Annotated in this window: 25 protein-coding genes; 20 read left to right on the top strand and 5 right to left on the bottom strand. The window is 30.2% G+C overall.

Going from position 1 to position 26,636, the window contains the following annotated elements:
• The first annotated feature begins 84 nt into the window (after nucleotides 1–84).
• The 8 genes from priA (at nucleotide 85) to EC396_RS07170 (ending at nucleotide 6,658) form a co-directional block, all read left to right on the top strand.
• The gene (priA, locus tag EC396_RS07205; protein WP_164975221.1) at nucleotides 85–2,526 is read left to right on the top strand and encodes a primosomal protein N'; all 2,442 of its coding nucleotides are present in this window, start codon (nucleotides 85–87) and stop codon (nucleotides 2,524–2,526) included.
• 71 nt (nucleotides 2,527–2,597) lie between these two features.
• Complete coding sequence (locus EC396_RS07200; protein ID WP_129366035.1) at nucleotides 2,598–3,251, top strand: B12-binding domain-containing protein; 654 nt, start codon at nucleotides 2,598–2,600, stop codon at nucleotides 3,249–3,251.
• Nucleotides 3,244–3,699 carry a hypothetical protein gene (locus tag EC396_RS07195; RefSeq protein ID WP_129366034.1) on the top strand — a complete coding sequence of 152 codons (456 nt, stop codon included), beginning with the start codon at nucleotides 3,244–3,246 and terminating at the stop codon, nucleotides 3,697–3,699. The genes EC396_RS07200 and EC396_RS07195 overlap by 8 nt, the downstream gene beginning before the upstream one ends.
• A gap of 5 nt (nucleotides 3,700–3,704) precedes the next feature.
• Nucleotides 3,705–4,868, top strand: a complete 1,164-nt coding sequence (locus EC396_RS07190) for a sensor histidine kinase KdpD (RefSeq protein ID WP_129366033.1) — start codon at nucleotides 3,705–3,707, stop codon at nucleotides 4,866–4,868.
• 130 nt (nucleotides 4,869–4,998) lie between these two features.
• Complete coding sequence (gene rpsF, locus EC396_RS07185) at nucleotides 4,999–5,346, top strand: 30S ribosomal protein S6 (protein ID WP_129366032.1); 348 nt, start codon at nucleotides 4,999–5,001, stop codon at nucleotides 5,344–5,346.
• Nucleotides 5,347–5,351: 5 nt separating this feature from the next.
• Nucleotides 5,352–5,648 (top strand): 30S ribosomal protein S18, encoded by a 297-nt coding sequence (gene rpsR, locus EC396_RS07180; protein WP_129366031.1) that lies wholly within the window; start codon nucleotides 5,352–5,354, stop codon nucleotides 5,646–5,648.
• A gap of 15 nt (nucleotides 5,649–5,663) precedes the next feature.
• Nucleotides 5,664–6,113 carry a 50S ribosomal protein L9 gene (gene rplI / locus EC396_RS07175; protein WP_129366030.1) on the top strand — a complete coding sequence of 150 codons (450 nt, stop codon included), beginning with the start codon at nucleotides 5,664–5,666 and terminating at the stop codon, nucleotides 6,111–6,113.
• Nucleotides 6,114–6,187: 74 nt separating this feature from the next.
• Nucleotides 6,188–6,658, top strand: coding sequence for a DUF6495 family protein (locus EC396_RS07170; RefSeq protein WP_129366029.1), 471 nt, complete (start codon nucleotides 6,188–6,190; stop codon nucleotides 6,656–6,658).
• On the opposite strand, the gene EC396_RS07165 is transcribed toward EC396_RS07170, so the two are convergent.
• Entirely contained in the window at nucleotides 6,630–7,322 is a 693-nt protein-coding gene (locus tag EC396_RS07165) for an NAD-dependent deacylase (protein ID WP_129366028.1), read from the bottom strand. The two genes, EC396_RS07170 and EC396_RS07165, sit on opposite strands and share 29 nt — an antisense overlap.
• Before the next feature lie 42 nt (nucleotides 7,323–7,364).
• Between EC396_RS07165 and EC396_RS07160 the strand changes: the two genes are divergently transcribed.
• Nucleotides 7,365–8,042, top strand: a complete 678-nt coding sequence (locus EC396_RS07160; RefSeq protein WP_129366027.1) for an RNA methyltransferase — start codon at nucleotides 7,365–7,367, stop codon at nucleotides 8,040–8,042.
• Here the strand turns inward: EC396_RS07160 and EC396_RS07155 are convergent.
• The 4 genes from EC396_RS07155 to EC396_RS07140 all read right to left on the bottom strand — a co-directional run bounded on the left by EC396_RS07155 (nucleotide 8,035) and on the right by EC396_RS07140 (nucleotide 11,756).
• Nucleotides 8,035–8,406: a DUF4258 domain-containing protein gene (locus EC396_RS07155; RefSeq protein WP_129366026.1), complete on the bottom strand. Its 372-nt coding sequence runs from the start codon at nucleotides 8,404–8,406 to the stop codon at nucleotides 8,035–8,037. The genes EC396_RS07160 and EC396_RS07155 overlap by 8 nt on opposite strands.
• A 3-nt stretch (nucleotides 8,407–8,409) precedes the next feature.
• Nucleotides 8,410–9,612: an alanine dehydrogenase gene (locus EC396_RS07150; protein ID WP_129366025.1), complete on the bottom strand. Its 1,203-nt coding sequence runs from the start codon at nucleotides 9,610–9,612 to the stop codon at nucleotides 8,410–8,412.
• On the bottom strand, nucleotides 9,605–10,021 hold the full coding sequence (gene tsaE, locus EC396_RS07145) for a tRNA (adenosine(37)-N6)-threonylcarbamoyltransferase complex ATPase subunit type 1 TsaE (RefSeq protein ID WP_129366024.1): 417 nt from the start codon (nucleotides 10,019–10,021) through the stop codon (nucleotides 9,605–9,607). Before tsaE ends, EC396_RS07150 begins: the two co-directional genes overlap by 8 nt.
• 181 nt (nucleotides 10,022–10,202) lie before the next feature.
• Nucleotides 10,203–11,756: a PglZ domain-containing protein gene (locus EC396_RS07140; RefSeq protein WP_129366023.1), complete on the bottom strand. Its 1,554-nt coding sequence runs from the start codon at nucleotides 11,754–11,756 to the stop codon at nucleotides 10,203–10,205.
• Nucleotides 11,757–11,796: 40 nt separating this feature from the next.
• Here EC396_RS07140 and EC396_RS07135 point away from each other — a divergent pair, with 40 nt between their 5' ends.
• From EC396_RS07135 to EC396_RS07085, 11 genes are all read left to right on the top strand, one after another.
• Nucleotides 11,797–13,014, top strand: a complete 1,218-nt coding sequence (locus EC396_RS07135; RefSeq protein ID WP_240665653.1) for an HD domain-containing protein — start codon at nucleotides 11,797–11,799, stop codon at nucleotides 13,012–13,014.
• Between the two features lie 30 nt (nucleotides 13,015–13,044).
• Nucleotides 13,045–14,085 carry a UDP-3-O-(3-hydroxymyristoyl)glucosamine N-acyltransferase gene (gene lpxD, locus EC396_RS07130; protein ID WP_129366021.1) on the top strand — a complete coding sequence of 347 codons (1,041 nt, stop codon included), beginning with the start codon at nucleotides 13,045–13,047 and terminating at the stop codon, nucleotides 14,083–14,085.
• Nucleotides 14,078–15,475, top strand: coding sequence for a bifunctional UDP-3-O-[3-hydroxymyristoyl] N-acetylglucosamine deacetylase/3-hydroxyacyl-ACP dehydratase (locus EC396_RS07125; RefSeq protein ID WP_129366020.1), 1,398 nt, complete (start codon nucleotides 14,078–14,080; stop codon nucleotides 15,473–15,475). The genes lpxD and EC396_RS07125 overlap by 8 nt, the downstream gene beginning before the upstream one ends.
• Nucleotides 15,475–16,257: an acyl-ACP--UDP-N-acetylglucosamine O-acyltransferase gene (gene lpxA, locus EC396_RS07120; protein ID WP_129366019.1), complete on the top strand. Its 783-nt coding sequence runs from the start codon at nucleotides 15,475–15,477 to the stop codon at nucleotides 16,255–16,257. The genes EC396_RS07125 and lpxA overlap by 1 nt, the downstream gene beginning before the upstream one ends.
• 69 nt (nucleotides 16,258–16,326) lie before the next feature.
• Nucleotides 16,327–16,893: an elongation factor P gene (gene efp, locus EC396_RS07115; protein ID WP_129366018.1), complete on the top strand. Its 567-nt coding sequence runs from the start codon at nucleotides 16,327–16,329 to the stop codon at nucleotides 16,891–16,893.
• Nucleotides 16,894–16,906: 13 nt separating this feature from the next.
• Nucleotides 16,907–17,833 (top strand): UDP-3-O-(3-hydroxymyristoyl)glucosamine N-acyltransferase, encoded by a 927-nt coding sequence (locus EC396_RS07110; protein WP_129366017.1) that lies wholly within the window; start codon nucleotides 16,907–16,909, stop codon nucleotides 17,831–17,833.
• A 63-nt stretch (nucleotides 17,834–17,896) separates the two neighbouring features.
• Nucleotides 17,897–18,769 (top strand): succinate--CoA ligase subunit alpha, encoded by an 873-nt coding sequence (gene sucD, locus EC396_RS07105; protein ID WP_129366016.1) that lies wholly within the window; start codon nucleotides 17,897–17,899, stop codon nucleotides 18,767–18,769.
• A gap of 106 nt (nucleotides 18,770–18,875) precedes the next feature.
• Nucleotides 18,876–19,622 (top strand): 3-oxoacyl-[acyl-carrier-protein] reductase, encoded by a 747-nt coding sequence (fabG, locus tag EC396_RS07100; RefSeq protein ID WP_129366015.1) that lies wholly within the window; start codon nucleotides 18,876–18,878, stop codon nucleotides 19,620–19,622.
• A gap of 80 nt (nucleotides 19,623–19,702) precedes the next feature.
• Entirely contained in the window at nucleotides 19,703–21,730 is a 2,028-nt protein-coding gene (locus EC396_RS07095; RefSeq protein ID WP_129366014.1) for a VWA domain-containing protein, read from the top strand.
• A 117-nt stretch (nucleotides 21,731–21,847) separates the two neighbouring features.
• Complete coding sequence (locus tag EC396_RS07090; protein ID WP_129366013.1) at nucleotides 21,848–22,228, top strand: hypothetical protein; 381 nt, start codon at nucleotides 21,848–21,850, stop codon at nucleotides 22,226–22,228.
• A gap of 81 nt (nucleotides 22,229–22,309) precedes the next feature.
• Nucleotides 22,310–26,635 carry a CusA/CzcA family heavy metal efflux RND transporter gene (locus EC396_RS07085; protein ID WP_129366012.1) on the top strand — a complete coding sequence of 1,442 codons (4,326 nt, stop codon included), beginning with the start codon at nucleotides 22,310–22,312 and terminating at the stop codon, nucleotides 26,633–26,635.
• The last annotated feature ends 1 nt before the right edge of the window (nucleotide 26,636 follow it).

Here is a 26,636-nt window from a genome sequence, read left to right as displayed (position 1 = left end):
GCTAAATTTTACTTTTTTTATGTAATACCATATTCAAATAAGTATTTTTGTAACAAATCAATAATAACTAAAAACGCAATAGTCATAAATTACATAAATGTCATATTACCCATTCCTGTACAAAAGTTATTTAGTTATAAAATAACCGAAGCTGAAGCTACTTTTATTAAAAAAGGAATGCGTGTAGCTGTAGAATTTGGTAAGTCAAAAATATATACCGCGCTGGTTTATAATGTGCATCAAACTGCTCCTGTAGGTTATGAAGCCAAAGATATTCATCAAATTTTAGATGAAATACCTGTGGTTAATGAATTTCAATTGAAGCATTGGGATTGGATAGCTTCTTATTATATGTGTTCTTTAGGTGATGTTTTTAGGGCTGCATTGCCTTCAGCTTTTTTATTAGAAAGTGAAACAGAAATTTTAGTTAATTCCGGATTTTCTGAAGAAGAAATATTGAATGATGAAGAGTTTTTAATTTTTGAAGCTTTACAACATCAGCCAAGATTGAGCATACATCAAGTGGTTCAAATTTTGGGCAAGAAAAGTGTTTTTGGAATTATTAAAACATTATTAGAGAAAGAAGTAATTAGTATTAAAGAGCAAATTTACGAACAATACAAACCAAAATTAGTTAAATATATTCAGTTAAGCCAGGTTTGGAGTGGTGCTGAAAAATTACCTGAATTGTTAGCGTTGGTTGATAGGGCAAAAAAACAACGAGAAGTAGTTTTAACTTTTTTTCAATTGCAAACTACTAAAAAACCAATAAAAGTAGATCAATTGTTGGATGCATCAAATGCATCTTCGGCGGTATTAAAATCTTTGGTAGATAAAGAAATATTCGAATTTTATTATATTCAAAAAGACCGGATTAATTTTGAAGGTAAAACTTCAGATATTAAAGAGTTAAGTGAAGATCAAGAAATTGCATATAAAAGTATAAAAACAGCTTTTGAAACAAAACAAACTGTTTTACTTAAAGGAGTAACAAGTAGTGGAAAAACCGAGATTTATGTAAAATTAATCAAACAAATACTTGATGAAGGAAAACAGGTATTGTATTTATTGCCAGAAATAGCTTTAACAACACAATTAATAGAACGTTTACAGATTTATTTTGGTGAATATTTAGCAGTTTTTCATTCAAAATACTCCATGAATGAACGCGTGGAAGTTTGGAACAACGTACTTGAAAATAATTCAAAAGCGAGACTTGTTTTAGGTGCCAGATCTTCATTGTTTTTGCCTTTTTCAAATCTAGGACTCATTATAGTTGATGAAGAACATGAGCCTTCATTTAAACAATTTGATCCTGCGCCAAGATATCACGCTAGAGATGCTGCTATAGTTTTAGCAAATGTGCATAACACTCAGGTTTTATTGGGTTCTGCAACTCCAAGCATAGAAAGTTATTACAATGCGCAACAAGGTAAATACGGTATAGTAACTTTAAATAGACGATTTGGTAATGTGCAATTGCCTGAAATTGAACTGATTGATATTAAAGAGAAGCACCGTAAAAAACGAATGACAGGTCATTTTTCCGACAGGTTAATGGTTATGATTAATGAAGCTCTTGATGAAAAAGAACAAGTTATTTTGTTTCAAAATCGCAGAGGTTTTGCACCTGTGGTTGAATGTGAAACGTGTGGTATTTCACCTCAATGTCCGCAATGTGATGTAAGTTTAACTTTTCACAGTTACAGAAAAGAGTTGCGTTGCCATTATTGTGGTTATAAACAGGCAATGCCTCATAATTGTAATGCTTGTGGAAGTAATAAATTAAATACCAAAGGTTTTGGTACAGAACAAATTGAAATAGAATTACAAGAGTTGTTTCCTAACCATAAAATTGGTCGAATGGATTTGGATACGACACGAGGTAAATATGGTTATCAAAAAATTATTGGCGAGTTTCAAGCGCAAGAAATAGATATTTTGGTAGGTACTCAAATGCTTTCAAAAGGGCTAGATTTTGCGAATGTTTCATTGGTTGGTATTTTAAATGCCGATAATATGTTAAATTTTCCAGATTTTAGAGCGCATGAGCGTAGTTATCAGTTAATGGTACAAGTAGCTGGTAGAGCAGGGCGCGACAAAAAAAGAGGAAAAGTTGCCATACAAACATTCAATCCGTATCATCAAATATTGCAACAAGTTTCAACAAATTCTTTTGACGAAATGTATAAAGAACAGCTAAATGAACGTTGGCAATATCATTACCCTCCTTATTATCGAATTATAAAACTTACACTGCGTCATAAAGATTTTAATAGGGTTGAAGGTGGTGCAAATTGGTTGGGTAAATCATTAACTTCCGTGTTTAAAGACAATGTTTTAGGACCAACTACACCAGGTATTTCAAAAATAAGAAATTATTATATTAGACATATTATAATAAAGATTCCACAAAACAAGTCGTTAAAAGGAACTAAAGATTTGGTTATTAGGATTGTAAATGCTTTTCAGGCCATTAGTGATTACCGTTCTATAAAATTAACCATAGATGTAGATAATTATTAAAATAATAAAATATAAATCTACTTTTTTTATTATTTAATTTTTTATATTTAAAAATCAATTCTATAATTTTAATGCTACAAATTACCAATAAAATACAAGTGGATTTTTTCAACCAATTGCTTATTGGTAATAAAAAGCAATGCTCTGAAATTGTAAATACATTGCTGTGTAACAATGTTCCAATTAAGCTAATTTATGAAGATTTGTTTAAAGTTTCATTGTATAAAATAGGTGAACTTTGGGAGTATAATAAAATAAGTGTAGCTACAGAACATTTGTCAGCTGCAATTATAGAGTCGATCTTAAATGAAAATTATTTACAAATTATTTCTGAAGAAAAAATAAATAAAAATGTTTTACTCTGCTGTGTTCAAAATGAATTTCATCAAATAGGGGTAAAAATGATAAGCGATATATTTGAAATAAATGGATGGACTTCTTTCTTTTTAGGTTCCAATGTACCTGCAAAAGATGTTATTTTATTTTCTAAAACTATTTCTGTTGATGTTATTGCTATTTCAATAAGTATTTATGCCCATTTACCAGAGCTTATTGCGTTAATTGAAAAATTCAGATTAAATTTTCCTAAAACAACAATTTTGGTTGGTGGGCAGGCTTTTATACACGGTGGGAAAGAGAAACTATTAAAATATCATAACGTAATTTTTTTGCCAGATATATTAAGTACTGAATTATTTATAAAAAAAATGAATGCTTATGAATAAATCACAACTTCTACAAACTTGTAATCAATTAAAACAAGTTTCTGAAACAGCAGCTATGGAATATGCTTCAAAAGCCAATAAATTAGTTTCAGAAATGAATGTTTTAATGCTAGCAAGACCCGATATTGAAGCGTTGGTTGGAAAAGAAAATCTAGCAATGATGCAAGATAATCACTCAAATCATATTCGGTTTATAACTTCTATTTTAAAAGATTTTAATTCAGAAGTATTGGTTGAAACTATTCTTTGGGTTTTTAGAGCGTATAGAAGTCGTGGCTTTTCAACCAATTATTGGGCTGCTCAATTAAATACCTGGGTTCAGTTAATTGAATGTGAATTAACTGTAGCATCATATAATGAAGTGCTTCCACTTTATGAATGGATGCAGGTTAATATTCCTATTTTTGTTAAGTTATCTGATGAAATGTTAGAATCTCCAAATAATTAAAGAAGATGTTAAAAGAAGGTGTATTGCATTTATTTTTAGATTTTGAAGATGAATTTAAAGTTACTTTAAATAAATCTAAAAATTTTTGTATTGCACTTTTTGATAGTGCTGAAGAGTTGCTATTTTCTAATGATGCTATGACAACACTTTTGGATGGTAGGGGTACGGAAAGCTTGATAAATCCTACTTTTAAAAAGTTGCTGCAAATAAATACCAAAGATTCGCTAATTTTTGAAGGTGTATTAACAATTGGAAATATCAATTCAATTAATTCGAGTATTGATGCTAAAATTTTTAGAAAAAACAATAAAATTTTAATCTTAGGTGAAATAAGTGCGCTTCAGCTATTAGAGCAAAATTCTACAATGCATCTTTTAAATGTTGAAATTAATAATTTACAACGAAAATTAATTAAAGAAAAATACTTATTGCAACAAACGCTCAATGAATTAAATATAGCAAATTCTAAGTTAAACGAGTTAAACGCAACAAAGGATAAATTTTTTTCAATTATTGCACACGATTTAAAAAGTCCTTTTAATTCAATTTTAGGATTTAGTGAGCTGCTTTCATCAAATATATCAAAGTATTCACCAGAAATGATTGAAAAGTTTTCCATGAATATTTTTAAATCTGCTCAAAGTACTTTTGAACTTCTAGAAAATTTATTGACTTGGTCAAACCTTCAAAAAGGAAAAATAGAACCGGTTTTTAATACTATTAATTTAAATAAAACTATTGAAACTGTAGTAGAGTTATGCCGTCCTTTTGCGAATTCAAAAAACATTTCGATAGAAATAAATGTAGAAAAACCTATTTCAGTTGTTGCAGATATACAAATGTTAAATACAATTATACGCAACTTAATAACAAATTCAATAAAATTTACACATCCTTTAGGTTTGGTGAAAATTGAAACTAAAATTTTAGAAAACGAGGTGTTAATTACAGTTTTAGATACAGGTATTGGTATTGAAAAATTAAAGTTAAATAATTTGTTTTCAATAGGATGTGAATTGTCGGTAAGAGGAACTAATAATGAAAAGGGCACAGGTTTAGGTCTTATTCTTTGTAAAGATTTTGTTGAAATCCAAGGTGGTAAAATTTGGGTAGAAAGTGAATTAGGTAAGGGCAGTTCTTTTATATTTACCTTGCCAATAGTAAAATAGTATTTTAAATTACATTTAATTTCTTTTTAAAACGCATCAAAATAATTTATAAATATATTTTAAATAAAGGTTTGTCAGATAGTTATAAAACTGTATATTTGCAGCCTTATAAAAATAAATATTTTAAATTATGAATCATTACGAAACTGTTTTCATTTTGAATCCCGTTTTATCTGATGTACAGATAAAGGAAACAGTAAAGAAGTTCGAGGACTATCTTGTTTCTAAAGGTGCCGAAATGATATCAAAAGAGGATTGGGGGCTAAAAAAATTAGCTTATACAATTCAACACAAAAAAAGTGGGTTTTATCACTTATTTGAATACAAAGTTGCTGGAGAAGTAATTGCTCCTTTCGAACTTGAATTTAGAAGAGATGATAGTATTATGCGTTATTTAACGGTTGCGTTAGATAAACATGCTGTTGCTTGGGCTGAGAAAAGAAGAGAGAGAAACAAATCAAAAGCTGTTAAAAAATAAGAGATATGTCTACTATAGAACAACAAGCAAAAGGAGGAAAAACAGGTGATGTTCGTTACCTAACTCCGTTAGATATTGATACTAAATTAGTAAAAAAATACTGTCGTTTCAAAAAGAATGGTATTAAATATGTAGACTATAAGGATGCAGATTTCTTATTATACTTAGTGAATGAGCAAGGTAAAATTTTACCACGTCGTTTAACAGGTACATCATTAAAATTTCAACGTAAAGTTTCTGTTGCTATTAAAAGAGCACGTCACTTAGCTTTAATGCCTTACGTTGGCGATATGTTAAAATAAAAAGAGGAAGGTATTATGGAGATTATATTAAAACAAGATGTTGAAAACTTAGGGTTTATTGACGATATTGTAACTGTAAAAAACGGTTATGGTCGCAATTATTTAATTCCTCAAGGATTTGCTGCACTAGCAACAACATCAGCAAAAAAAGTATTAGCAGAAACTTTAAAGCAACGTGCTTATAAAGAAGAAAAACTAATAAAAGACGCTACTAAAATTGCAGATGCAATTAAAGAATTAGAAATTAAAATTTCTGCAAAAACTGCCGATTCTTCTAAATTATTTGGATCAGTTAATAATAGTGATGTTGCTGAAGCTTTAGCTGCTGCTGGTCACGAAATTGACAAAAAATACATTAAAGTTGAAGGTGGTAATATTAAAAGACTTGGAAAATACAATGCAACTATTCGTTTACACAGAGCGGTTGTTTTTGAATTGCCAATTGATATTATTGCAGAAGCATAATTAATACATTTATTTGTATTAAAACATATTATAAAGCCCACATTTTTTGTGGGCTTTTATTTTGAAAAGAATTTATGAAATACAGACAACTTACAAAAGAACAGTTTTTAGAGTTACATAAAGAGTTTGCCACGTTTTTAGCAACTCAGCAAATTGATGTAAAAGAGTGGGAGATTATAAAAAAAGAAAAACCACTTGTTGCTGAAGAAGAACTAAATATTTTTAGTGATTTGGTATGGGAAGGTGTGTTGAGTAAAACCGATTTTTTAGAGCATTTTTCAGATAATCACATCAATTTATTTAAATGTAATTCAAAAGAAATTATTAGAATTTATATTCAGTTAAAAGATTTAAATAAAAGTTTTTTAAATGCTGAAGATTTTAAATGGTTTCAACAAAATCCATTAGATGATAGTTTTGAATATTTTAAAGCAGTAAAAAAATATTCAAAAGAACGCAATGTTGAATTGTTTGAATTGATTGAAAAAGGCAGTGAGATTTCAAAAGGAGCACTATTTACTGCAATAAGTCAATTAATTCAGTAATTGCTTTTTCAACACCTGTTGAAGCATTTTCGGCAATTATTTTTAAGTTAGAAAAGCTATTTTCAGCAATAGATGGTCTTGGATCTATAAAATAAATAGGAACATTATTTTTGAGATAATAAACCAAATTTGCTGCTGGGTAAACTTGCATTGAAGTTCCAATTATTAGTAAAGCATCTGCATCTTTTACAATTTTAATGGCTTTATTAAGTAATGGTACCTCTTCACCAAACCAAACAATATGAGGTCTTAATTGTGCATTATCTTCGCCAACATCACCTATATTTAAATCTTTTTTCCATTCATAAACTAACTCTGAATCATAAGAGCTTCTCACTTTAAATAATTCGCCATGTAAATGAATAACTTGAGTGCTTCCAGCTCGTTCGTGTAAATCATCAACATTTTGAGTGATGATATGTACATTAAATCTAGCTTCTAATGCAGATAAATCTTGATGTCCTTTATTTGGTTCTACTTCTAATAATTGTGCTCTGCGTTGGTTGTAAAAATCTAGTATTATACTTTTGTCGCGTCGCCATCCTTCAATAGAAGCAACTTCCATGACATCGTGACCTTCCCAAAGTCCGTCGGCATCTCTAAAAGTTTTTAAACCGCTTTCGGCACTAATTCCAGCGCCAGTAAGTACTACTATGTTTTTCATAATCCAATTGTATCATTTATCTTTGAAAAAAACCAACCTTTTATGGTAGATGCCAAATTTATACAATATCTAGAACAATTTGTAACTGAAAACAGAAGAAATTTATTTCAGCAGGTAATAAATGAGCGTACCCGACATTTTACAGTTGCAATTGAAGATATTTTTCAACCCCATAATTCGAGTGCGGTTGTTAGAAGTTGTGATATTTTTGGTGTTCAGGATTTGCATGTGATAGAAAGTAATTATCAGTTTTATGCTTCAAATCAAGTAGCTAAAGGTGCTCAAAAATGGTTAAATTTTTCTTTATATAATAAACGTCAAACTAACAATACCTTAGATTGTATTGCAGATTTAAAAAGTAAAGGTTATAAAATTATTGCAACAACACCTCACAACGAATCGTGTTTGTTACAAGATTTTGATATCAATCAAAAGGCAGCTTTCTTTTTTGGTGTAGAAAAAGAAGGACTTTCAAAAGATGTAATGGACAATGCCGATGGATTTTTAAAAATACCAATGGTTGGTTTTACCGAAAGTTTAAATATTTCAGTAGCAGCAGCAATAGTACTTCAAAATGTAACAGAAAGACTTAAAAAATCTGCTGTAAAATGGCAACTGCCAGAACAAGATAAAAACCAATTGTATTTGGAATGGTTAGAAAAATCGATTAAAAGTATTCAAAAAATTAAAGAAGACTACTATTCTAAAAATACTATTTAAGTATAATTTTTTCAATATAAATGGTTGAATCACAATTTTTTATAGTGATTGAAACGTTTTCTAATTCTTGTTTTCCTTGAATGGTGTATTGATACAAACAAGTATCTAATTTTACTTTATTTAACAAATCAACATCGCCGTATGTAAGTATTTTAGATATTGCAGCAGTATCTAAATTGTAAAAAGACAAAGTAGAAATAGCTTCTTTAGAGATAATTCGCTCTTTTGTTCTTAAGTTTTTTAAAACCCTGGCATTTGGACCATATTCAAAAGTGGTATTTTTTTTATTAAAAATAAAGGTAACAATAATAATTCCTATTGTTAATCCGCCTAAAAAATAAGGTAAACGTTGTTTAAAAGTCATATGTTATAAAAACAATAAATTAATATCTCTAAAAGGAAGGTTGAACCAATCGGCGACAGTTCTGTTTGTTAAAATTCCGTGGTAAAAGTACATTCCTTTTTGTAAACTTTTGTCAAAACGCGCAGCATTTTCAAAACCACCTTCTTCAGCAATATTTAATAGATAAGGCGTAAAAATGTTACTTATTGAAACTGAGGCTGTTCTGGAATATCTCGAAGGAATATTTGGTACACAATAATGTATAACCCCATGTTTTTGAATTGTAGGGTTTTTATGAGTTGTTACTTCTGAAGTTTCAAAACAACCACCTCTGTCTATACTAACATCTACAATTACGGCGCCGTCTTTCATGTTTTCAACCATACTTTCAGTAACAATAACAGGAGATCTGGATTGTCCGCGTATAGCACCAATGGCAATATCGCAACGCATTAAGGCTTTTTGTAATGTTTTTGGTTGAATGGTAGAGGTATAAATTGGATGACCTAAACGTTGTTGTAAGCTTCTTAATTTGGTTAACGAATTGTCGAAAACTTTTACATTTGCACCTAAACCAATGGCAGAGCGAGCAGCAAATTCGCCAACTGTACCAGCGCCTAAAATTACAACATCAGTAGGAGGAACCCCACTAATGTTTCCCATAAGCAAGCCATTACCTTTGTTTACAGAACTCATAATTTCTGCACCAATTAAAATAGATGCAATTCCGGCAATTTCACTCAAAGCTTTTACAACAGAGTAAATGCCATGTTCGTCTCTTATATAGTCAAAAGCAATGGCGGTAATTCGTTTACTAGCCAAAGCTTCAAAGTATTTTTTTGTTTGTGTTTTTAATTGTAAAGCTGAAAACAAAATACTTTGTGGATTGATCATTTTGATTTCATCTAACGAAGGTGGTTCAACTTTTAAAATAATGTGACAACCAAAAACTTCTTTTACATCATATGAAATTTTTGCCCCAGCTTCTGAATATTCGCTATCTGAAAAATTTGCCCCTTCACCAGCACCAGTTTCTATAACAAATTCATTGCCTTGCGCAGTGAGTGCAGCTACGGCATCAGGTGTTAAACAAACACGTCTTTCCTGATAATGTGTTTCTTTAGGAATACCAATTACCAGTGCACCTTTTTCTTTGGTAATTTCTAATCTTTCCTCTTGCGGAATTAATTCTTGAATACTAAACGGTGAAGACATTTGTTTACCCATTGTTTATTAGTTCAATAGTTCGTAATTGATTGTTGTTTGCTGTAATGTTAATTGTTACAGCCTTTAAAGGTAGTAAATTTTCAACTTTATTTGGCCACTCAACCAAACACCAACAATTGCTGTAAAAATATTCTTCAACTCCCATATCCATAGCTTCCTCTTCTTTATTGATACGATAAAAATCGAAATGGTACACTTTTTCATTTTCTTCTGAATAATATTCATTTACCAATGAAAAAGTAGGGGAGCTAACATTGTCTAAAACACCCAATTGTTTTGCTATTTCTTTAATAAGCGTTGTTTTTCCAACACCCATTTCGCCATAAAAAAGCATTACTTTATTTTCAGCATGTGAAATTACTTCTTTGGCAACCTCACTTAATTGATCTAAAGTGTAATTTTTTTTCATATTTGTATAGGTCGAAATTTAAAATTCAAAAATAATGAATTACCGAGAATAAATAATGAATTACAAATTTTTAATTGCGAATTAAAACAGATCTAAAAACCTCATAAGAGAAGATTTGTTTACTTTAAAACCTTCAGAATTCAGTATGCTGATTTTTGACTTTCCAACTTTAGACAAAATACTATTTGGGTTCAAAAACAGCAAATGGAATAATCATTTCTTCTAATGAAATTCCTCCATGTTGATATGTGTTTTTATAATATTTTACAAAATGATTAAAATTATTTGGGTAGGCAAAAAACAAATCTTCTTTAGCAAAAATAAAGGAACTACTCATGTGAATAGCAGGTAGTTTTATGTCTTTCGGATTTTTTACAGCATAAACATCTTTTTCTTCATAAGTTAAACTGCGTCCTGTTTTATACCTTAAATTGGCACTAATGTTTTTATCGCCAATAACTTTTGTTGGATTTTTTACATTAATTGTTCCGTGGTCTGTAGTAATAATTAATTTTAAACCAAGATTTTGTGCTTTTTGAATCATTTCTAACAGTGGAGAGTTCATAAACCAACTGTTTGTTAAAGAGCGGTAAGCTTTATCGTCACTTGCCAATTCTTTAATTACTTCCATTTCGGTTTTAGAATGAGAAAGCATATCAACAAAATTATAAACAATAACGGTTAAGTCGTTTTCTTTTAAGGTGTTAAAATTATCAGCTAACTGTTTTCCGTTTTTTAACGAGGTGATTTTATGGTAACTAAACTTAATATCTTGTCGTAAATGTTGTTTTAATTGAGCCTGTAAAAATTCTTCTTCAAACAAATTTTTACCATCTTCATCTACATCATCTTTCCATAAATCTGGTTTTTTTTGTGCCATTTCCAAAGGCATTAAGCCAGAAAAAATAGCATTTCGAGCATACTGAGTAGCAGTTGGTAAAATACTACAATAAGCAGTTTCTTCTTGCTTTTTATAATATTTGGCAATGGTTTTTTCAATTATATTGTATTGGTCATAGCGCAAATTATCAAGAACAACCAATAGTGTTCCGTTGGCTTTTAAAACTTCTGGAATGATTAATTTTTTAAATAAATTATGAGACATAACAGGCGCATCTTCATCATCGTTAATCCAATCTTCATAATTTTTTTTGATGAATTTAAAAAACAAAGAGTTGGCTTCCTGTTTTTGACTTTCCAAGATTTCAACCATACCTGTATCGCTAATATTTTCAAGTTCTAGTTCCCAGTAAATCAATTTTTTATAAATAGCAGCCCATTCTTCATAAGAATTTACCATAGCCAAATCCATTGCTATTTTTCTAAATTCTTGTTGATAGTTTAAGGTTGTTTTTTCTGAAATCAATCGCGAATGGTCTAAATTCTTTTTTAAACTTAATAATATCTGATTCGGATTTACAGGTTTTATCAAATAATCGGCAATTTTATTTCCAATAGCTTCTTCCATAATATACTCTTCCTCACTTTTTGTAATCATTACAATAGGAAGGTTAGATTGCTTGCTTTTAATTTCGGTCAATGTTTCCAAACCAGTAAGTCCTGGCATATTTTCATCTAAAAAAACAATATCATAATTATGCTCGTTGCACATATCAATTGCATCGGCGCCGTTGGTACATTTGGTAACCTTATATCCTTTTTTTTCTAAAAAAAGAATGTGAGGTTTTAATAAATCTATCTCATCATCAACCCATAAAATGTTTATATCACTCATACTTCTTATCTTTGTTGTACTTTTGTAAAAATTAATTATTTTGAATAAACTTAAAATACTAAACGACCCAATTTACGGATTTATTACTATTCCAAACGCATTAATTTACGATTTAATAGAACATCCTTATTTTCAGCGTTTAAGAAGAATTTCTCAAATGGGTTTGTCTTATTTGGTATATCCAGGAGCGCATCATACTAGGTTTCATCATGCTATTGGCAGTATGCATTTAATGCAAAAAGCGGTAGATGTTTTAAAATTTAAAGGTATAGAGATTTCAAATGAAGAAGCAAATGCCTTGTATATTGCTATTTTACTGCATGATATTGGTCACGGACCATTTTCACATGCTTTAGAGCAAAGTATTGTTAAGGGTGTTCATCACGAAGATATTTCATTAAAATTTATGGAAGCTTTAAATGAAGAATTTAATGGTCAATTAAGCTTGGCAATTACCATTTTTAAAGCAGAATACCATCGCAAGTTTTTTTATCAACTGATATCCAGTCAGTTAGATATGGATAGGCTCGATTATTTAAAACGTGATAGTTTTTACACAGGAGTTGCTGAAGGTAATATAAATTCTGAAAGATTACTAGTAATGCTAAATGTTGTAAATGATGAATTGGTTGTTGAAGAAAAAGGAATTTATTCTGTCGAAAAATTTATAGTTGCCCGCCGATTGATGTACTGGCAAGTATATTTACATAAAACAGGTTTGGTAGCCGAAAAAGTATTAGAACGGGTTTTAAAAAGAGCCAAAGAGTTGGTGTTACAAGGTGTTGATTTACCAGCAAGTAAAGCATTTAAATATTTTTTAAAAAACCAAACAGCTACAGCACAGTTTTCTGTTGAAAAATTAAAAACTTTTGCAAAATTAGATGATTACGATGTACTTTCGGCAATAAAAGACTGGATTTCAAATGAAGATGAATTGCTTTCTAAATTGTCAGAATCATTAATTAACAGACGCTTTCCTAAGGTAATTCTTCAAAGAGATCCTTTTTCTGAAACAGAAATAACAGCAGCTTGTGAAAAAATAACATCAAAAATTAAACTGTCTGAAACCCAGTTAGATTATGTTTTTTTTACGGGTAAAGTTAAAAATCAAGCGTATGATACAACCAAGGATAATATCAAAATTTTATTTAAAAATGGCGATATTAAAGATATTAGTGAAGCTTCAGACCAATTAAACATTCAGGCATTGGCAAGTCCTGTTTATAAATATTACATGTGTTATCCAAAGAATAGGTAGAATTCAACTTTTTTTTTACTTTTGTGGACAATGAAATTTAAAGCAATCCAAATAGCAGAAATTTTAGAAGGTGTTGTTTTTGGCGACGAAAATGTAGAAGTACATAAACTATCTAAAATTGAAGAAGGAGAAGAAGGTTCGTTAACTTTTTTATCCAACCCAAAATATACACAATATATTTATACTACAAAAGCTTCCATAGCTATTGTAAATAAAGATTTTGTGCCAGAATCTGAAATACAAACTACACTTATAAAAGTACCTGACGCTTATAAAGCTTTTTCAAAATTATTAGAGTTTTACAACCAAGCAAAACTAAATAAATTTGGTATTGAAACGCCTTCTTACATTGCTCAAAGTGCTGTAGTTGGTGAAAATATTTATGTAGGTTCTTTTGCATACATTAGCAACAATGTAAAAATAGGAGATAATGTAAAAATTTATCCAAATGTATACATAGAAGATAATGTAACTATTGGAGATAATACCATAATTTTTGCAGGTGCAAAAATTATGTCTGAGACCGTAATTGGTAAAAATTGTATAATTAATGCTGGTTGTGTTATAGGCGCTGATGGTTTTGGTTTTGCACCAAATGAAGAAGGTGTTTATAGTAAAATTCCTCAAATTGGAAATGTTGTTATTGAAGACAATGTTGATATTGGAGCAGCAACTACTATTGATAGAGCAACATTAGGTTCAACAATTATTAGACAAGGTGTAAAATTAGACAACCAAATTCAAATTGGTCACAATGTTGAAATTGGAAAAAACACGGTAATTGCTGCGCAAACAGGAATTGCAGGTTCTTCTAAGGTAGGTGAAAATTGTATGTTTGGTGGGCAAGTAGGGATTGCCGGCCATTTAATAATAGGTAATAATGTTCGAATACAGGCACAATCTGGTATTGGAAGAAATATCAAAGATAACGAAGTAATTCAAGGATCTCCGGCCTTTGGTTATACAGATTGGAACAAATCTTATGTTTATTTTAAAAATTTACCAAAATTAGCAAACAAAATTAATGATTTAGAGAAAGAATTAAAAGCTATAAAAACTAACTATGAGTAACAAACAAAAAACAATTAAAAATGAAGTAACGCTATCGGGCGTTGGTTTACATACAGGTAATAAAGTTGAAATGACTTTTAAACCTGCCCCTGTAAATAATGGTTATGTGTTTAAAAGAATTGATTTAGAGGGTGAGCCTATTATTGAAGCAAGTGCAGAGTATGTTGTAAATACACAACGAGGAACTAATCTTGAAAAAAGAGGGGTTGTTATTAATACATCTGAACATGTTTTGGCCGCCGTTGTTGCTTTAGATATTGACAATATTATTATTGAAATAAATGCTCCAGAACCTCCAATAATGGATGGCTCGTCAAAACATTTTGTTGAAGCACTTGAAAAAGCAGGTATTTGTGAACAAGATGCTGAAAAAGAAGAGTATGTTGTAAAAGAAGTTATTTCATACAAAGATGAAGAAACAGGTAGTGAGATTATTTTAATGCCATCTGATGAATACCAAGTAACTGCAATGGTCGATTTTGGAACCAAAGTTTTAGGTACTCAAAATGCAACATTAAACTCTTTATCCGATTTTAAAGCTGAAATTTGTGATGCACGTACTTTTAGTTTTTTACATGAATTGGAAATGTTATTAGATAACAATCTAATTAAAGGAGGCGACCTAAACAATGCTATAGTTTATGTAGATAAAGAAATATCTGCTGAAACTATGGAGAAACTTAAAAAAGCTTTCAATAAAGCAGATTTAACAGTAAAACCAAACGGAATTTTAGACAATTTAACTTTGCGTTGGACAAACGAAGCTGCTCGCCATAAATTGCTAGATGTTATTGGTGATTTATCTTTGGTTGGAACTAGAATTAAAGGTAAAGTTATTGCAAATAAACCAGGACATTTGGTAAATACCATTTTTGCAAAAAAATTACAAAAAATAATCAAACAAGAAAAACGAAACTACGTTCCTAAATTTGATTTAAACCAACCACCATTAATGGATATTCATCAAATTATGAATATTCTTCCTCATAGACCACCATTTTTATTAATTGATAGAATTTTAGAGTTGTCTGATAAACATGTTGTTGGGATGAAAAACGTGACTATGAACGAGTCATTTTTTATAGGACATTTTCCTGGAGCTCCTGTAATGCCTGGTGTTTTACAGGTAGAAGCAATGGCTCAATGTGGAGGCGTTTTGGTATTAAGTACCGTTCCAGATCCAGAAAATTACCTGACCTATTTTATGAAAATGGACAATGTAAAGTTCAAACAAAAAGTGCTTCCAGGTGATACTTTAATTTTTAAAGCAGAAATTATTACACCAATTAGACGCGGAATTTGTCATATGCAAGCTTATGGATATGCAAATGGTAAATTAGTTGTAGAAGCAGAATTAATGGCACAAATTGCCAGAAAACCAAAAGAATAATGAATCAACCTTTAGCATACATTCACCCAGGTTCTAAAATCGCTACCAATGTAGTAGTAGAACCATTTACAACAATTCATAACAATGTAACTATCGGTTCAGGAACTTGGATTGGTTCAAATGTTACAATCATGGAAGGAGCTCGAATTGGTAAAAACTGTAGAATTTTTCCAGGAGCTGTAATTTCAGCAATTCCTCAAGATTTAAAATTCGACGGTGAAGATTCGTTGGCAATTATTGGAGATAATACGACTATTAGAGAGTGTGTTACTGTAAATAGAGGAACAAAAGCACTAGGTAAAACTCAAATTGGTGATAATTGTTTAATTATGGCTTCATCTCATATAGCACACGATTGTGTTATTGGTAATAATTGTATTTTGGCAAATGGATCTGTTATTGCAGGTCATGTTACGGTAGGTGATTATGCAATTTTAAGTGGATTGGTAGCCGTACATCAATTTATTCATATTGGAGAACATTCTTTAGTTTCAGGAGGTTCTTTGGTTAGAAAAGATGTGCCACCATATACAAAAGCAGGTAAAGAGCCTTTGTCTTATGTTGGAATTAATTCAATTGGTTTAAGAAGAAGAGGATTTACTACTGAAAAAATTAGAGAAATTCAGGATATATATAGAATATTATATCAAAAAAACTACAATAATTCTCAGGCTACAGAAAAAATTGAAGCCGAAATGGAAGCAACAAAAGAAAGAGATCAAATTATTTTGTTCATTAAAAATTCCCAACGTGGAATTATGAAAGGATATACAGGTAGTTAATTCTTAAGTACAAATTATTAGCATAAATAATAGAGTCAATAAATTAAAATTTAAAAAAGCACATATAAAATGGCAACTACATCAGATATTAGAAACGGATTATGTTTAAGATATAATAATGATATTTATAAAATTATAGAGTTTTTACACGTTAAGCCTGGAAAAGGACCAGCATTTGTTCGTACAAAATTAAAAAGTCTTTCATCAGGTAAAGTATTGGAAAATACTTTTCCAGCAGGTAGAAAAATTGAAGATATTAGAGTTGAAACTAGAAAATATCAGTTTTTATATCCTGAAGGAGATACTTATCATTTTATGAATACTGATGATTACAACCAAATTACTTTGGCAAAAGAAACGTTAGATGCTCCAGATTTGTTAAAAGAAGGAGAAATAGTAACGGTTATTTTTAATACTGAAGATAATATGCCACTTTCTGTAGATATGCCTGCAAGTGTTATTTTAGAAATTACACATACAGAACCAGGTGTTAAAGGAAATACAGCAACAAATGCTACTAAACCTGCAACTGTTGAAACTGGTGCAAATATCAATGTTCCTTTATTTATAAATGAAGGTGATAAAGTTAAAATAGATACAGCTAAAGGTGCTTACTTAGAGCGAGTTAAAGAATAATACATTTAGCTGAATGAAATTACCTCGTATTTATACTTTAAAAGAAATTGCTGAAATAATAGGAACTACTTTTGTTGGTTCTGAAGATTTTCCTGTAACAGGATTTAATGAAATTCATGTTGTAGAAAAAGGTGATATTGTTTTTGTAGATCATCCAAAATATTACGATAAAGCGTTAAAATCTAATGCAACCATCGTTTTAATAAATAAAGAAGTCGTTTGTCCTGAAGGAAAAGCACTTTTAATTTCAGATGATCCATTTAGAGATTTTAATAAATTATCAAAATATTTTAATCCCTTTCAAAAAGCGGTTGAATCAACTGCTAAAACTTCAAAAATAGGGGTAAATACTATTATTCAACCAAATGTATTTATTGGTAATAATGTATCTATTGGTGATAATTGTTTAATTCATCCAAATGTTGTTATTTACGATAATTGTAAAATTGGTAACAATGTTACAATTCACGCAGGTACAACTATTGGTGCTGATGCTTTTTATTATAAAAGAAGACCTGAAGGTTACGATAAATTAATATCAAGTGGAAGTGTTGTAATTGAAGATAATGTTGATATTGGCTCGCTTTGTACCATAGATAGAGGTGTTTCTGGAGATACAACAATTAAAAAAGGAACTAAATTAGACAATCAGGTTCAGGTTGGACATGATACTATTATTGGAGAAAATTGTTTAATGGCAGCGCAAGTTGGTATAGCAGGTTGTTGTGTTATTGAAGACAATGTAACAATGTGGGGTCAATCTGCATTGATAAGCGGAATAACTATTGGAAAAGGAGCTGTATTACTTGGACAAAGTGCTGCAGCTAAATCTTTGGAAGGTGGAAAAACCTATTTTGGAACTCCTGCTTCTGAAGCTCGAAAAAAGATGCAAGAATTAGCAAAACTTTCAATGTTATTAAAATATCAAAATAAAGCATAGTTTTAGACATTAAAAACATTTTTAAAATTATATTTGTAATACTAACTAATAAATAAAAATTTAATGAGCGTTTTAGTCAATAAAAATTCAAAAATAATTGTACAAGGTTTTACTGGTGGTGAAGGTACTTTTCACGCAACCCAAATGATAGAATATGGTACAAACGTTGTAGGTGGTGTTACTCCTGGTAAAGGAGGACAATTGCATTTAGATAAACCAGTTTTTAATACTGTTCAAGATGCTGTTGACAAAGTAGGTGCCGATACTTCAATTATTTTTGTGCCACCAGCATTTGCTGCAGATGCAATTATGGAGGCTGCTGCTGCCGGAATTAAAGTAATTATTTGTATTACTGAAGGTATTCCTGTTGCAGATATGGTTAAAGTTAAAGCTTATATTGAAAATAAAGATTGTAGGTTGGTAGGTCCAAATTGCCCAGGTGTTATTACTCCTGAAGAAGCAAAAGTTGGAATTATGCCAGGTTTTATATTTAGAAAAGGAAACGTTGGTATTGTTTCTAAATCCGGAACTTTAACTTATGAAGCTGCAGATCAAGTTGTAAAACAAGGCTATGGTATTACTACTGCAATTGGTATTGGTGGTGACCCAATTATTGGAACTACTACAAAAGAAGCTGTAGAATTGTTAATGAACGATCCTGAGACTGAATGTATTGTAATGATTGGTGAAATTGGCGGACAATTAGAGGCTGAAGCTGCACGTTGGGTGAAAGCTGATGGTAATAGAAAACCAGTTGTAGGTTTTATTGCTGGTCAAACAGCTCCAAAAGGAAGAACAATGGGGCACGCAGGTGCTATTGTTGGTGGTGCAGATGATACTGCTCAAGCTAAAATGGCAATTTTAAAAGAAAATGGTATTCACGTTGTGGATTCTCCAGCTAAAATTGGTGCAAAAGTCGCTGAGATTTTAGGCTAAAAAAATAACAAAACAAGTTGAAAAGCTTCCTTTTTGGAGGCTTTTTTTATAAATTGTGTATATTTGATTTTTCAAAATAAATAAATTAAAGAATATAATTAATCATATGAAACTTTTAGAAAATAAAACAGCTTTAATTACAGGAGCTTCAAGAGGAATTGGTAGAGGTATAGCAACTTCTTTTGCTAAACAAGGTGCAAATATAGCATTTACCTATAACGCATCTGTGGAAGCTGCTCAAGCGCTTGAAAAAGAATTGGAAGCTTATGGTATAAAAGCTAAAGGATATCAGTCTAATGCTGCTAATTACGATGCTGCACAACAATTAGCTGCTGATGTTTTAAAAGAATTTGGTTCTATTGACGTGCTAATAAACAACGCAGGAATTACAAAAGATAATTTATTAATGCGTATTTCTGAGGAAGATTTTGATTCTGTAATTGAAGTAAACTTAAAATCTGTTTTCAACTTAACAAAAGCTGTAATTAGACCAATGATGAAACAACGTGGCGGATCTATTATCAATATGAGTTCTGTAGTTGGTTTAAAAGGAAATGCTGGTCAGGCAAATTATGCTGCATCAAAAGCTGGTATTTTAGGGTTTACCAAGTCGGTAGCTTTAGAATTGGGTTCAAGAAATATTCGTTGTAATACCATTGCGCCAGGTTTTATTGAAACTGAAATGACAGAAAAATTAAATCCTGAAGTTGTTCAGGGTTGGAGAGATTCAATTCCTTTAAAACGTGGTGGTACTGCTGAAGATGTTGCTAATGCTTGTGTGTTTTTAGCTTCTGATATGAGTGCTTACATTACAGGTCAAACACTAAGTGTTGACGGTGGAATGTTAACCTAAAATTAGTTAAAATTTAAAAGTTGGAAATTATTTGGATTATTTTTTCTTATGAAGTTTAATCTAACAATCTAAAAACTACAATGGAAACAGCCAATTTATTATACATTATTATTGCTGTTTTTGTAGCTTTATTTTTATCAATTTTCCAATATATTTTTCAAAATAAAGAGAAAAGCCAATTTAATTATTGGCTTTCTTTTTTAAGATTTCTAAGTTTATTCAGCATATTTTTATTGCTTATAAACCCTTCCATAAAAAAAGAAACGAGCCAAATTATTAAACCAAATTTGGTGGTAGCTGTTGATAATTCTTCATCCATTAAATTCAAATCAAAAGCTGAGAATATTCAGAATTTAGTTGAAACAATTAAAAATGATGCTGAACTAAATTCAAAATTTAATATTGAATATTTTAGCTTTGGTACAAAGCTAAAACCGCTAGATTCACTTAATTTTAATGAGCAATATACCAACTTATTTGACCCTTTAAATAAGCTGTCAAAAGTTTTTAATAACGGTATAAATCCGTTGGTTTTAATTACAGATGGCAATCAAACTGCCGGAAATTCTATTGCTTTTTCAAATTATAAAAGTCCAGTATATTCGTTTGTTGTTGGAGACACAACTACTGTTGAAGATATTTTTATTCAGCAATTAAACGTAAACGAAAATACGTTTGTAAACAATCAGTTTCCTGTTGAAGTTTTTGTGAATTACACAGGAAATCAAAATATCAGTAAAAATTTAAGTGTTTTTAACAATGGGAAAATGGTGTTTTCTAAGAAAATAAACTTCTCAAAAACTCAAAATGTTTATACAGAATCGTTGTTTTTAACCTCAAAAAATAAGGGAATTAATTACTATACTGTTCAAATAGACGAACTTATAAACGAGCAAAATACCATCAATAATTCCAAAGAATTTAGTATTAATGTTATTGAAGATACTTCAAAAATATTGATTTTGACAGCTGTATTACATCCAGATTTAGGAATGTTTAAAAAGGCGATTGAGAGTAATAAACAACGTTCTGTAACTATTTTAAATATTGATAAATATAAGTCAGAATCAGCTAAATACCAGTTGATTATATTATACCAACCAAATAATAAGTTTAAGAATGTGTTGAATGAGATTCAAACAAAAAAAATGAACTATTTTATAGTTTCAGGTTTAAGTACAGACTGGAATTTTTTAAATTTAGCACAATCTAATTTCACTAAAAAAGTCATTTCTTCAAGTGAAAATTACAATGCTGTTTTTAACAATTCCTACAGTAGTTTTCTAAATTCGGATATAGGATTTTCTACTTTCGCGCCATTAGAAGATCGTTTTGGGTCAATTACTTTTTCGGTTCCTTATCAAACGTTGCTTTTTCAAAAAATAGGAAGCGTACAAACAGAGGAACCATTACTTGCAACGTTTGAAAATAACAATCAAAAAGGAGCTGTTTTATTTGGCGAAAATATTTGGCGCTGGAGAATGGGTAGTTTTAGTGAAAGCAAAACCTTTGAATATTTTGATGGATTTATAGCTAACTTAATGCAATATTTAGCTTCAAACAATAATAATAACAGGTTAAATGCATCGGTTAATCCTATTTATTTTTCAAATGAAACAATTCAAATTTCAGCAAACTATTTAGATGAAAATTTAAATTTAGACAACCGTGCTAAAATTTGGCTAACAATTACCAATAAGGAAGATAAAAAGCAAACTAAAATTCCGTTTGCTCTTGTAAATAATGGGTTTGTTGCACAATTGTCTAATATTGCCTCAGGTGAATATTTGTATAGCGTTTCTGTCGAAAATCACGATGAAACAATTTCAGGAGCTTTTAAGGTTTTACCTTATGAAATTGAACAACAATTTACACAGTCTAATGATGCAGATTTAAAATTACTGGCTTCAACAACTAATGGAAAAGTTTATTATGATGCAGATCAAACTGTTTTTATAAATGATTTAGTAAAGGATAAACGTTTTAAAAGTATTCAAAAATCTAGTACACTAAAAACACCTTTAATAAATTGGAAATGGCTATTGGGTTTTATTGTATTTTGCTTAAGTTTAGAGTGGTTTACACGTAAATATGTAGGTAAAATTTAGGGTTTATTTTTACTACTATCATTAAAATTGATAGCCATATATAAAATAACTATTATAAGCACTTGTTTAATAGTTGTATTTTTAATCAAATTTACATTTAATTTTCTAAATTTATTAATGGGTAAATTAAGTGCAATATTGTTATCGTTTACAATTCTTTTTCAAAGTTTTGGAATAGAGTTTAATGATATTGCTAAATTTCCAACTTTAATAAAACACATTTCTTGTCATATAGAAGAGGGAGATAATTTAGCGAGTTTTATGGATTTACACTATGGAAGTCGTGTTGAAATTCATAAAAACAAGCACAATCAACACAAACAACTTCCTTTTAAACATCAATGTTGTGATTCCCATTTTCACCCTGTTTATGTGTTAAATTTTAGTAATTTAGAAATAATGTCTTCAACAAAAATATTTGAAGATAGAAATTTTCACTACCTAAAAACATTTATAAACAGTTATACGACTCGTTTTTTTCAACCACCACAAAAGTAACATAGTTCTATTTTTTTATTAATAAATTAGATAACCAAAATATTGGTTATCAGTATCCTATTATTGCTAATTAAATCAATTATGTTAACAAAAATTATTAAACTAAGCATTGATAACAAGCTTATTGTTATCTTAATTACTACTGCCATTGTTGGGTTTGGTCTGTTTTCTATTACTCAAATTCCAATTGGCGCTGTGCCAGATATTACAAATAATCAGGTTCAGGTAATAACAACTTCCAGAAACTTATCAACCCAAGATGTTGAGCAATTTATTACCTATCCGGTAGAATTAGAAATGGCTAATTTACCAGGTGTACAAGAAATACGATCGGTTTCAAAATTTGGACTATCGGTTGTAACCATTGTTTTTGATGATAATTTGGGTACGTATTTACCAAGGCAACTTATTGCTGAAAAAATTAAATCGGCTGCCGAAAAAATACCAGATGGTTTTGGAGCACCTGAAATGGGGCCAATTACTACGGGTTTGGGTGAAATTTATCAATATATTCTAGACACAAAGCCTGGGTATAAAGACAAATACACGCCTATGGAGCTAAGAACAATTCAGGATTGGGTTGTTAAAAGACAACTTTCAGGCATACCAGGTGTTGTAGAAGTAAATACATGGGGTGGATTTTTAAAGCAATATGAAGTTGCTTTAAATCCTGAAAAGTTAAAATCTATGAGCATTGCTTCAGTTCAAATTTTAGACGCTTTGGAAAAAAACAACAGTGTTTCTGGTGGCGGATATATTGAAAAAACCAGTGAAAGTTTTTTTGTTCGTGGTGGAGGTTTGATAAAATCTGTTGAAGATATTCAAAACATTGTAATTAAAAATGTTGAAGGTGTTCCTGTTTTAATTAAAGATGTTGCCGAAGTAAAATACGGGTATGCCAACCGTTTTGGTGCAATTACAGGTAATGGAGAAGGTGAGAAGGTTTTAGGGCAGGTAATGATGTTAAAAGATGGCGATTCAAACAAAGTTATTGAAGCTGTTAAACAGCGTGTAGCCGAAATTCAAAAAACATTGCCAGAAGGTGTTTTTATCAACGGTTTTTTAGAACGTAGTGAACTGATTGAAAAAACAACATTTACAATTTCTGAAAACTTAATTATAGGTATTATTATTGTAATTTTTGTGGTTATTTTATTATTGGGCAGTTTGCGATCTGGTTTGGTAGTGGCATCCGTTATTCCTTTGTCTTTACTTTTTACATTGTCTATGATGTACATTTTTGGTATTGACGCCAATTTAATGAGTTTAGGTGCTATTGACTTTGGGATTATAATTGATGGAGCTGTAATTATTGTAGAATATATTGCCTATAAAATTACCAATAATAGAAATGAATTGATGTTGTTATCTTCACAAGAAAGGCAAGAAAATATTGATAAAATTACATATCAAAGTAGTTCTAAAATGATGACTTCTGCAATTTTTGGACAGTTAATTATTTTAATCGTTTTTATTCCAATTCTTTCGCTAAGTGGTGTTGAGGGTAAAATGTTTAAACCAATGGCTATGGCATTTAGTTTTGCTTTAATTGGCGCCATGTTTTTGTGTTTTACCTACGTTCCGGTAATTTCTTCTATCTTTTTAAAACCCGAAAAACAAACTAAAAACAATGTTTCTAAACGACTTATGAATTTCTTTTATAAGTTATACGAACCTACAATTAAATGGGCTTTGTATCATAAAAAATTCGTGATAACAGCAGCTATGGTTTTATTGGTTTCAACAGTAATTTTGTTTAGCAGAATGGGTGGTGAGTTTATTCCAACTTTAGATGAAGGTGATTTTGTGATTCAACCTGTATTAAAAACAGGAACTTCATTAAGTAAAACTGTTGAAATAACTACGCAAATTGAACAAATTTTATTGGCAAATTTTCCCGAAGTAGACCAAGTAGTTTCAAGAATTGGTGCCGCTGAAGTTCCTACAGACCCTATGTCTATGGAAGAAAGTGATATTATTATAAAATTGAAACCAAAATCTGAATGGGTTTCTGCTGATTCAAAAGATGAATTGGCCGATAAATTCAAAGAAAAATTAGCCATTATTCCTGGAATTGATTATGAATTTACCCAACCAATTGAAATGCGTTTTAACGAGCTTATTACAGGTGTAAGGGCAGATGTTGCTGTGAAAATTTTTGGTGAAGATTTAGGTGTTTTAGCTGCATTGGCCGATGAAATTAAAGGAAAAATTTCAAATGTTGAAGGGGCTTCAGATATTATTGTCGAAAAAATTGATGGTTTGCCACAAATGACAGTTACTTACAATCGTGAAAAAGTAGCGCGTTACGGATTAAATATTCAAGATTTGAATCAGGTTGTGCAAATGGCTTTTGCCGGACAAACTATTGGAAATGTGTTTGAAGGTGAACGCAGATTTGATTTGGTTGTTAGGTTAGATGCTGATTATAGAAAAAATATTGAAAACCTTAAAAATCTGTATGTAGATACTCCAATTGGTACAAAAGTTCCTTTAAACGAAGTCGCCAATATTGCCTATACCAAAGGTCCTGCAAAAATCTCAAGAGATCAAACTAAAAGACGTATTGTGATAGGTATCAATGTTAGAAACAGAGATATGCAATCTGTTGTTGAAGATGTACAAAAAATTATTAATAGCAGTGTTAAATTACCTGTTGGTTATACGGTTTCATATGGCGGACAGTTTGAAAATTTAAACAGTGCCAAAGCCCGTTTAAAATTGGCTGTTCCTATTGCATTGTTTTTAATTTTTATCATGCTTCATTTTGCTTTTAACTCTATAAAAGATGCGGTGATGATTTTTTCAGCAATTCCTTTATCAGCAGTGGGTGGTGTATTGTTTTTATGGTTAAGAGGTTTGCCTTTTAGTATTTCAGCAGGGGTTGGTTTTATTGCCTTATTTGGTATTGCGGTATTAAATGGTATTGTATTAATTGAACATTTAAAAGAATTAAAAGCACATGGTATGGATAATGTTTACGAACGAATTTTAAAAGGTACTAAAGAGCGTTTACGACCAGTGATACTAACGGCTGCTGCTGCGGCTTTGGGATTTTTGCCAATGGCAATATCAACCAATGCAGGTGCTGAAGTTCAAAGGCCTTTGGCCACGGTTGTAATTGGAGGTTTAATTACAGCAACAGTTTTAACCTTAGTTGTTTTACCAGTTTTGTATGCTTTGTTTGAAACAAAAAAAATAAAACTGAGTAGAAAAGGAAGTCCAAAAACCTTGATATTATTGCTGTTTTTAATGCCTGTTGTTGGTTTTTCTCAAGCAAAATTTATTGACTTAAATGAAGCTATTAAAATGGGTATTGAAAATAATAAACAATTAAATATAGCGAAGTTAGAGGTTGAAAAAAGCGATAAATTAAAAAACAGTGCTTTTAATATCAATAAAACCCAAGTTTATTATTTAGACGATAAAACAAATTTAACCTTTGGCGGTGAACCTTATAAAACTTTTGGTGTTTCGCAAAGTATTGAGTTTCCTTCGGTTTATTTTGCTCGTAAAAAAACGAACATTATTAAAACCAATATGGAGGGAATTGCTTTTGAAATTTCTAAAAACAACCTGATAAAAGATATTTCTAAAGCTTATTACCATGTTGTTTATTTAAATGAAAAACTGAATTATATAAAATTAATAGATAGTTTATATCAAAATTTTTCAAATGCCAGTAAAAGAAAATTTGAATTGGGCGAAACAAATTATTTAGAAATGATTACTGCTCAATCTAAATACAAAGAGTATGCAACACAATTGAGTCAGCTTAAAAACGATATCAATATTGCTTATCAAGATTTTTACACTTTAATTCAAAGTGAAGAAAAGTTTGTTGTTTTGGATCAAAAATTAAACAAGCTTGATGTTCAGGAAGTTGAGTTAAGTTCACATTTAATAAACCAGTATTATGCAGAAAATAGTCAATTGTTAAAGGCAAAAAAAGGAGTTGAAAATCAGCAGTTGTTACCCGATTTAGATTTTAATTATTTCAACAGCAGAAATTTAAATTTAAATAATTCGGTCAATAGTTTTCAGGCGGGTATAAGTGTTCCTTTGTTTTTCTTCGGAAATTCATCAAAAATTTCAGCAGCTAAAATTGAAGAGGATATTGCGCAAGAAACTGCATTGGCTATTGATATTGAATTACAGACTGTGTATTATAATTTATTGCAAAAATTAGAGCGAAGTAAGGCAGAGCTATCTTATTATAATGAAAGTGGAAAAAAATTGTCTTTAGAAATTTTAAAAACTGCCACGCAAAGTTATAAAAATGGTGAAATAGATTTTTTTCAATACATACAAAGCATAGAAACTGCTAACAAAATCAATATCGATTATTTAACAAATTTAAACTTACACAATCAAATAGTATTGGATATCAATTATTTAAACTTATAAA

It is taken from the genome of Lutibacter sp. HS1-25 (assembly GCF_004121075.1).
GTDB lineage: Bacteria > Bacteroidota > Bacteroidia > Flavobacteriales > Flavobacteriaceae > Lutibacter.
The sequence above is the reverse complement of the archived record's forward strand: the minus strand, read 5'-3'. Positions and strand labels throughout refer to the sequence as shown.

Coding starts and splice junctions, on each gene's coding strand:
- EC396_RS07200 (WP_129366035.1), top strand. CDS start 2,598: ATGCTACAAATTACCAATAAAATACAAGTGGATTTTTTCAACCAATTG.
- EC396_RS07195 (WP_129366034.1), top strand. CDS start 3,244: ATGAATAAATCACAACTTCTACAAACTTGTAATCAATTAAAACAAGTT.
- EC396_RS07190 (WP_129366033.1), top strand. CDS start 3,705: ATGTTAAAAGAAGGTGTATTGCATTTATTTTTAGATTTTGAAGATGAA.
- rpsF (WP_129366032.1), top strand. CDS start 4,999: ATGAATCATTACGAAACTGTTTTCATTTTGAATCCCGTTTTATCTGAT.
- rpsR (WP_129366031.1), top strand. CDS start 5,352: ATGTCTACTATAGAACAACAAGCAAAAGGAGGAAAAACAGGTGATGTT.
- rplI (WP_129366030.1), top strand. CDS start 5,664: ATGGAGATTATATTAAAACAAGATGTTGAAAACTTAGGGTTTATTGAC.
- EC396_RS07170 (WP_129366029.1), top strand. CDS start 6,188: ATGAAATACAGACAACTTACAAAAGAACAGTTTTTAGAGTTACATAAA.
- EC396_RS07165 (WP_129366028.1), bottom strand. CDS start 7,322: ATGAAAAACATAGTAGTACTTACTGGCGCTGGAATTAGTGCCGAAAGC.
- EC396_RS07160 (WP_129366027.1), top strand. CDS start 7,365: ATGGTAGATGCCAAATTTATACAATATCTAGAACAATTTGTAACTGAA.
- EC396_RS07155 (WP_129366026.1), bottom strand. CDS start 8,406: ATGACTTTTAAACAACGTTTACCTTATTTTTTAGGCGGATTAACAATA.
- EC396_RS07150 (WP_129366025.1), bottom strand. CDS start 9,612: ATGGGTAAACAAATGTCTTCACCGTTTAGTATTCAAGAATTAATTCCG.
- tsaE (WP_129366024.1), bottom strand. CDS start 10,021: ATGAAAAAAAATTACACTTTAGATCAATTAAGTGAGGTTGCCAAAGAA.
- EC396_RS07140 (WP_129366023.1), bottom strand. CDS start 11,756: ATGAGTGATATAAACATTTTATGGGTTGATGATGAGATAGATTTATTA.
- lpxD (WP_129366021.1), top strand. CDS start 13,045: ATGAAATTTAAAGCAATCCAAATAGCAGAAATTTTAGAAGGTGTTGTT.
- EC396_RS07125 (WP_129366020.1), top strand. CDS start 14,078: ATGAGTAACAAACAAAAAACAATTAAAAATGAAGTAACGCTATCGGGC.
- lpxA (WP_129366019.1), top strand. CDS start 15,475: ATGAATCAACCTTTAGCATACATTCACCCAGGTTCTAAAATCGCTACC.
- efp (WP_129366018.1), top strand. CDS start 16,327: ATGGCAACTACATCAGATATTAGAAACGGATTATGTTTAAGATATAAT.
- EC396_RS07110 (WP_129366017.1), top strand. CDS start 16,907: ATGAAATTACCTCGTATTTATACTTTAAAAGAAATTGCTGAAATAATA.
- sucD (WP_129366016.1), top strand. CDS start 17,897: ATGAGCGTTTTAGTCAATAAAAATTCAAAAATAATTGTACAAGGTTTT.
- fabG (WP_129366015.1), top strand. CDS start 18,876: ATGAAACTTTTAGAAAATAAAACAGCTTTAATTACAGGAGCTTCAAGA.
- EC396_RS07095 (WP_129366014.1), top strand. CDS start 19,703: ATGGAAACAGCCAATTTATTATACATTATTATTGCTGTTTTTGTAGCT.
- EC396_RS07090 (WP_129366013.1), top strand. CDS start 21,848: ATGGGTAAATTAAGTGCAATATTGTTATCGTTTACAATTCTTTTTCAA.
- EC396_RS07085 (WP_129366012.1), top strand. CDS start 22,310: ATGTTAACAAAAATTATTAAACTAAGCATTGATAACAAGCTTATTGTT.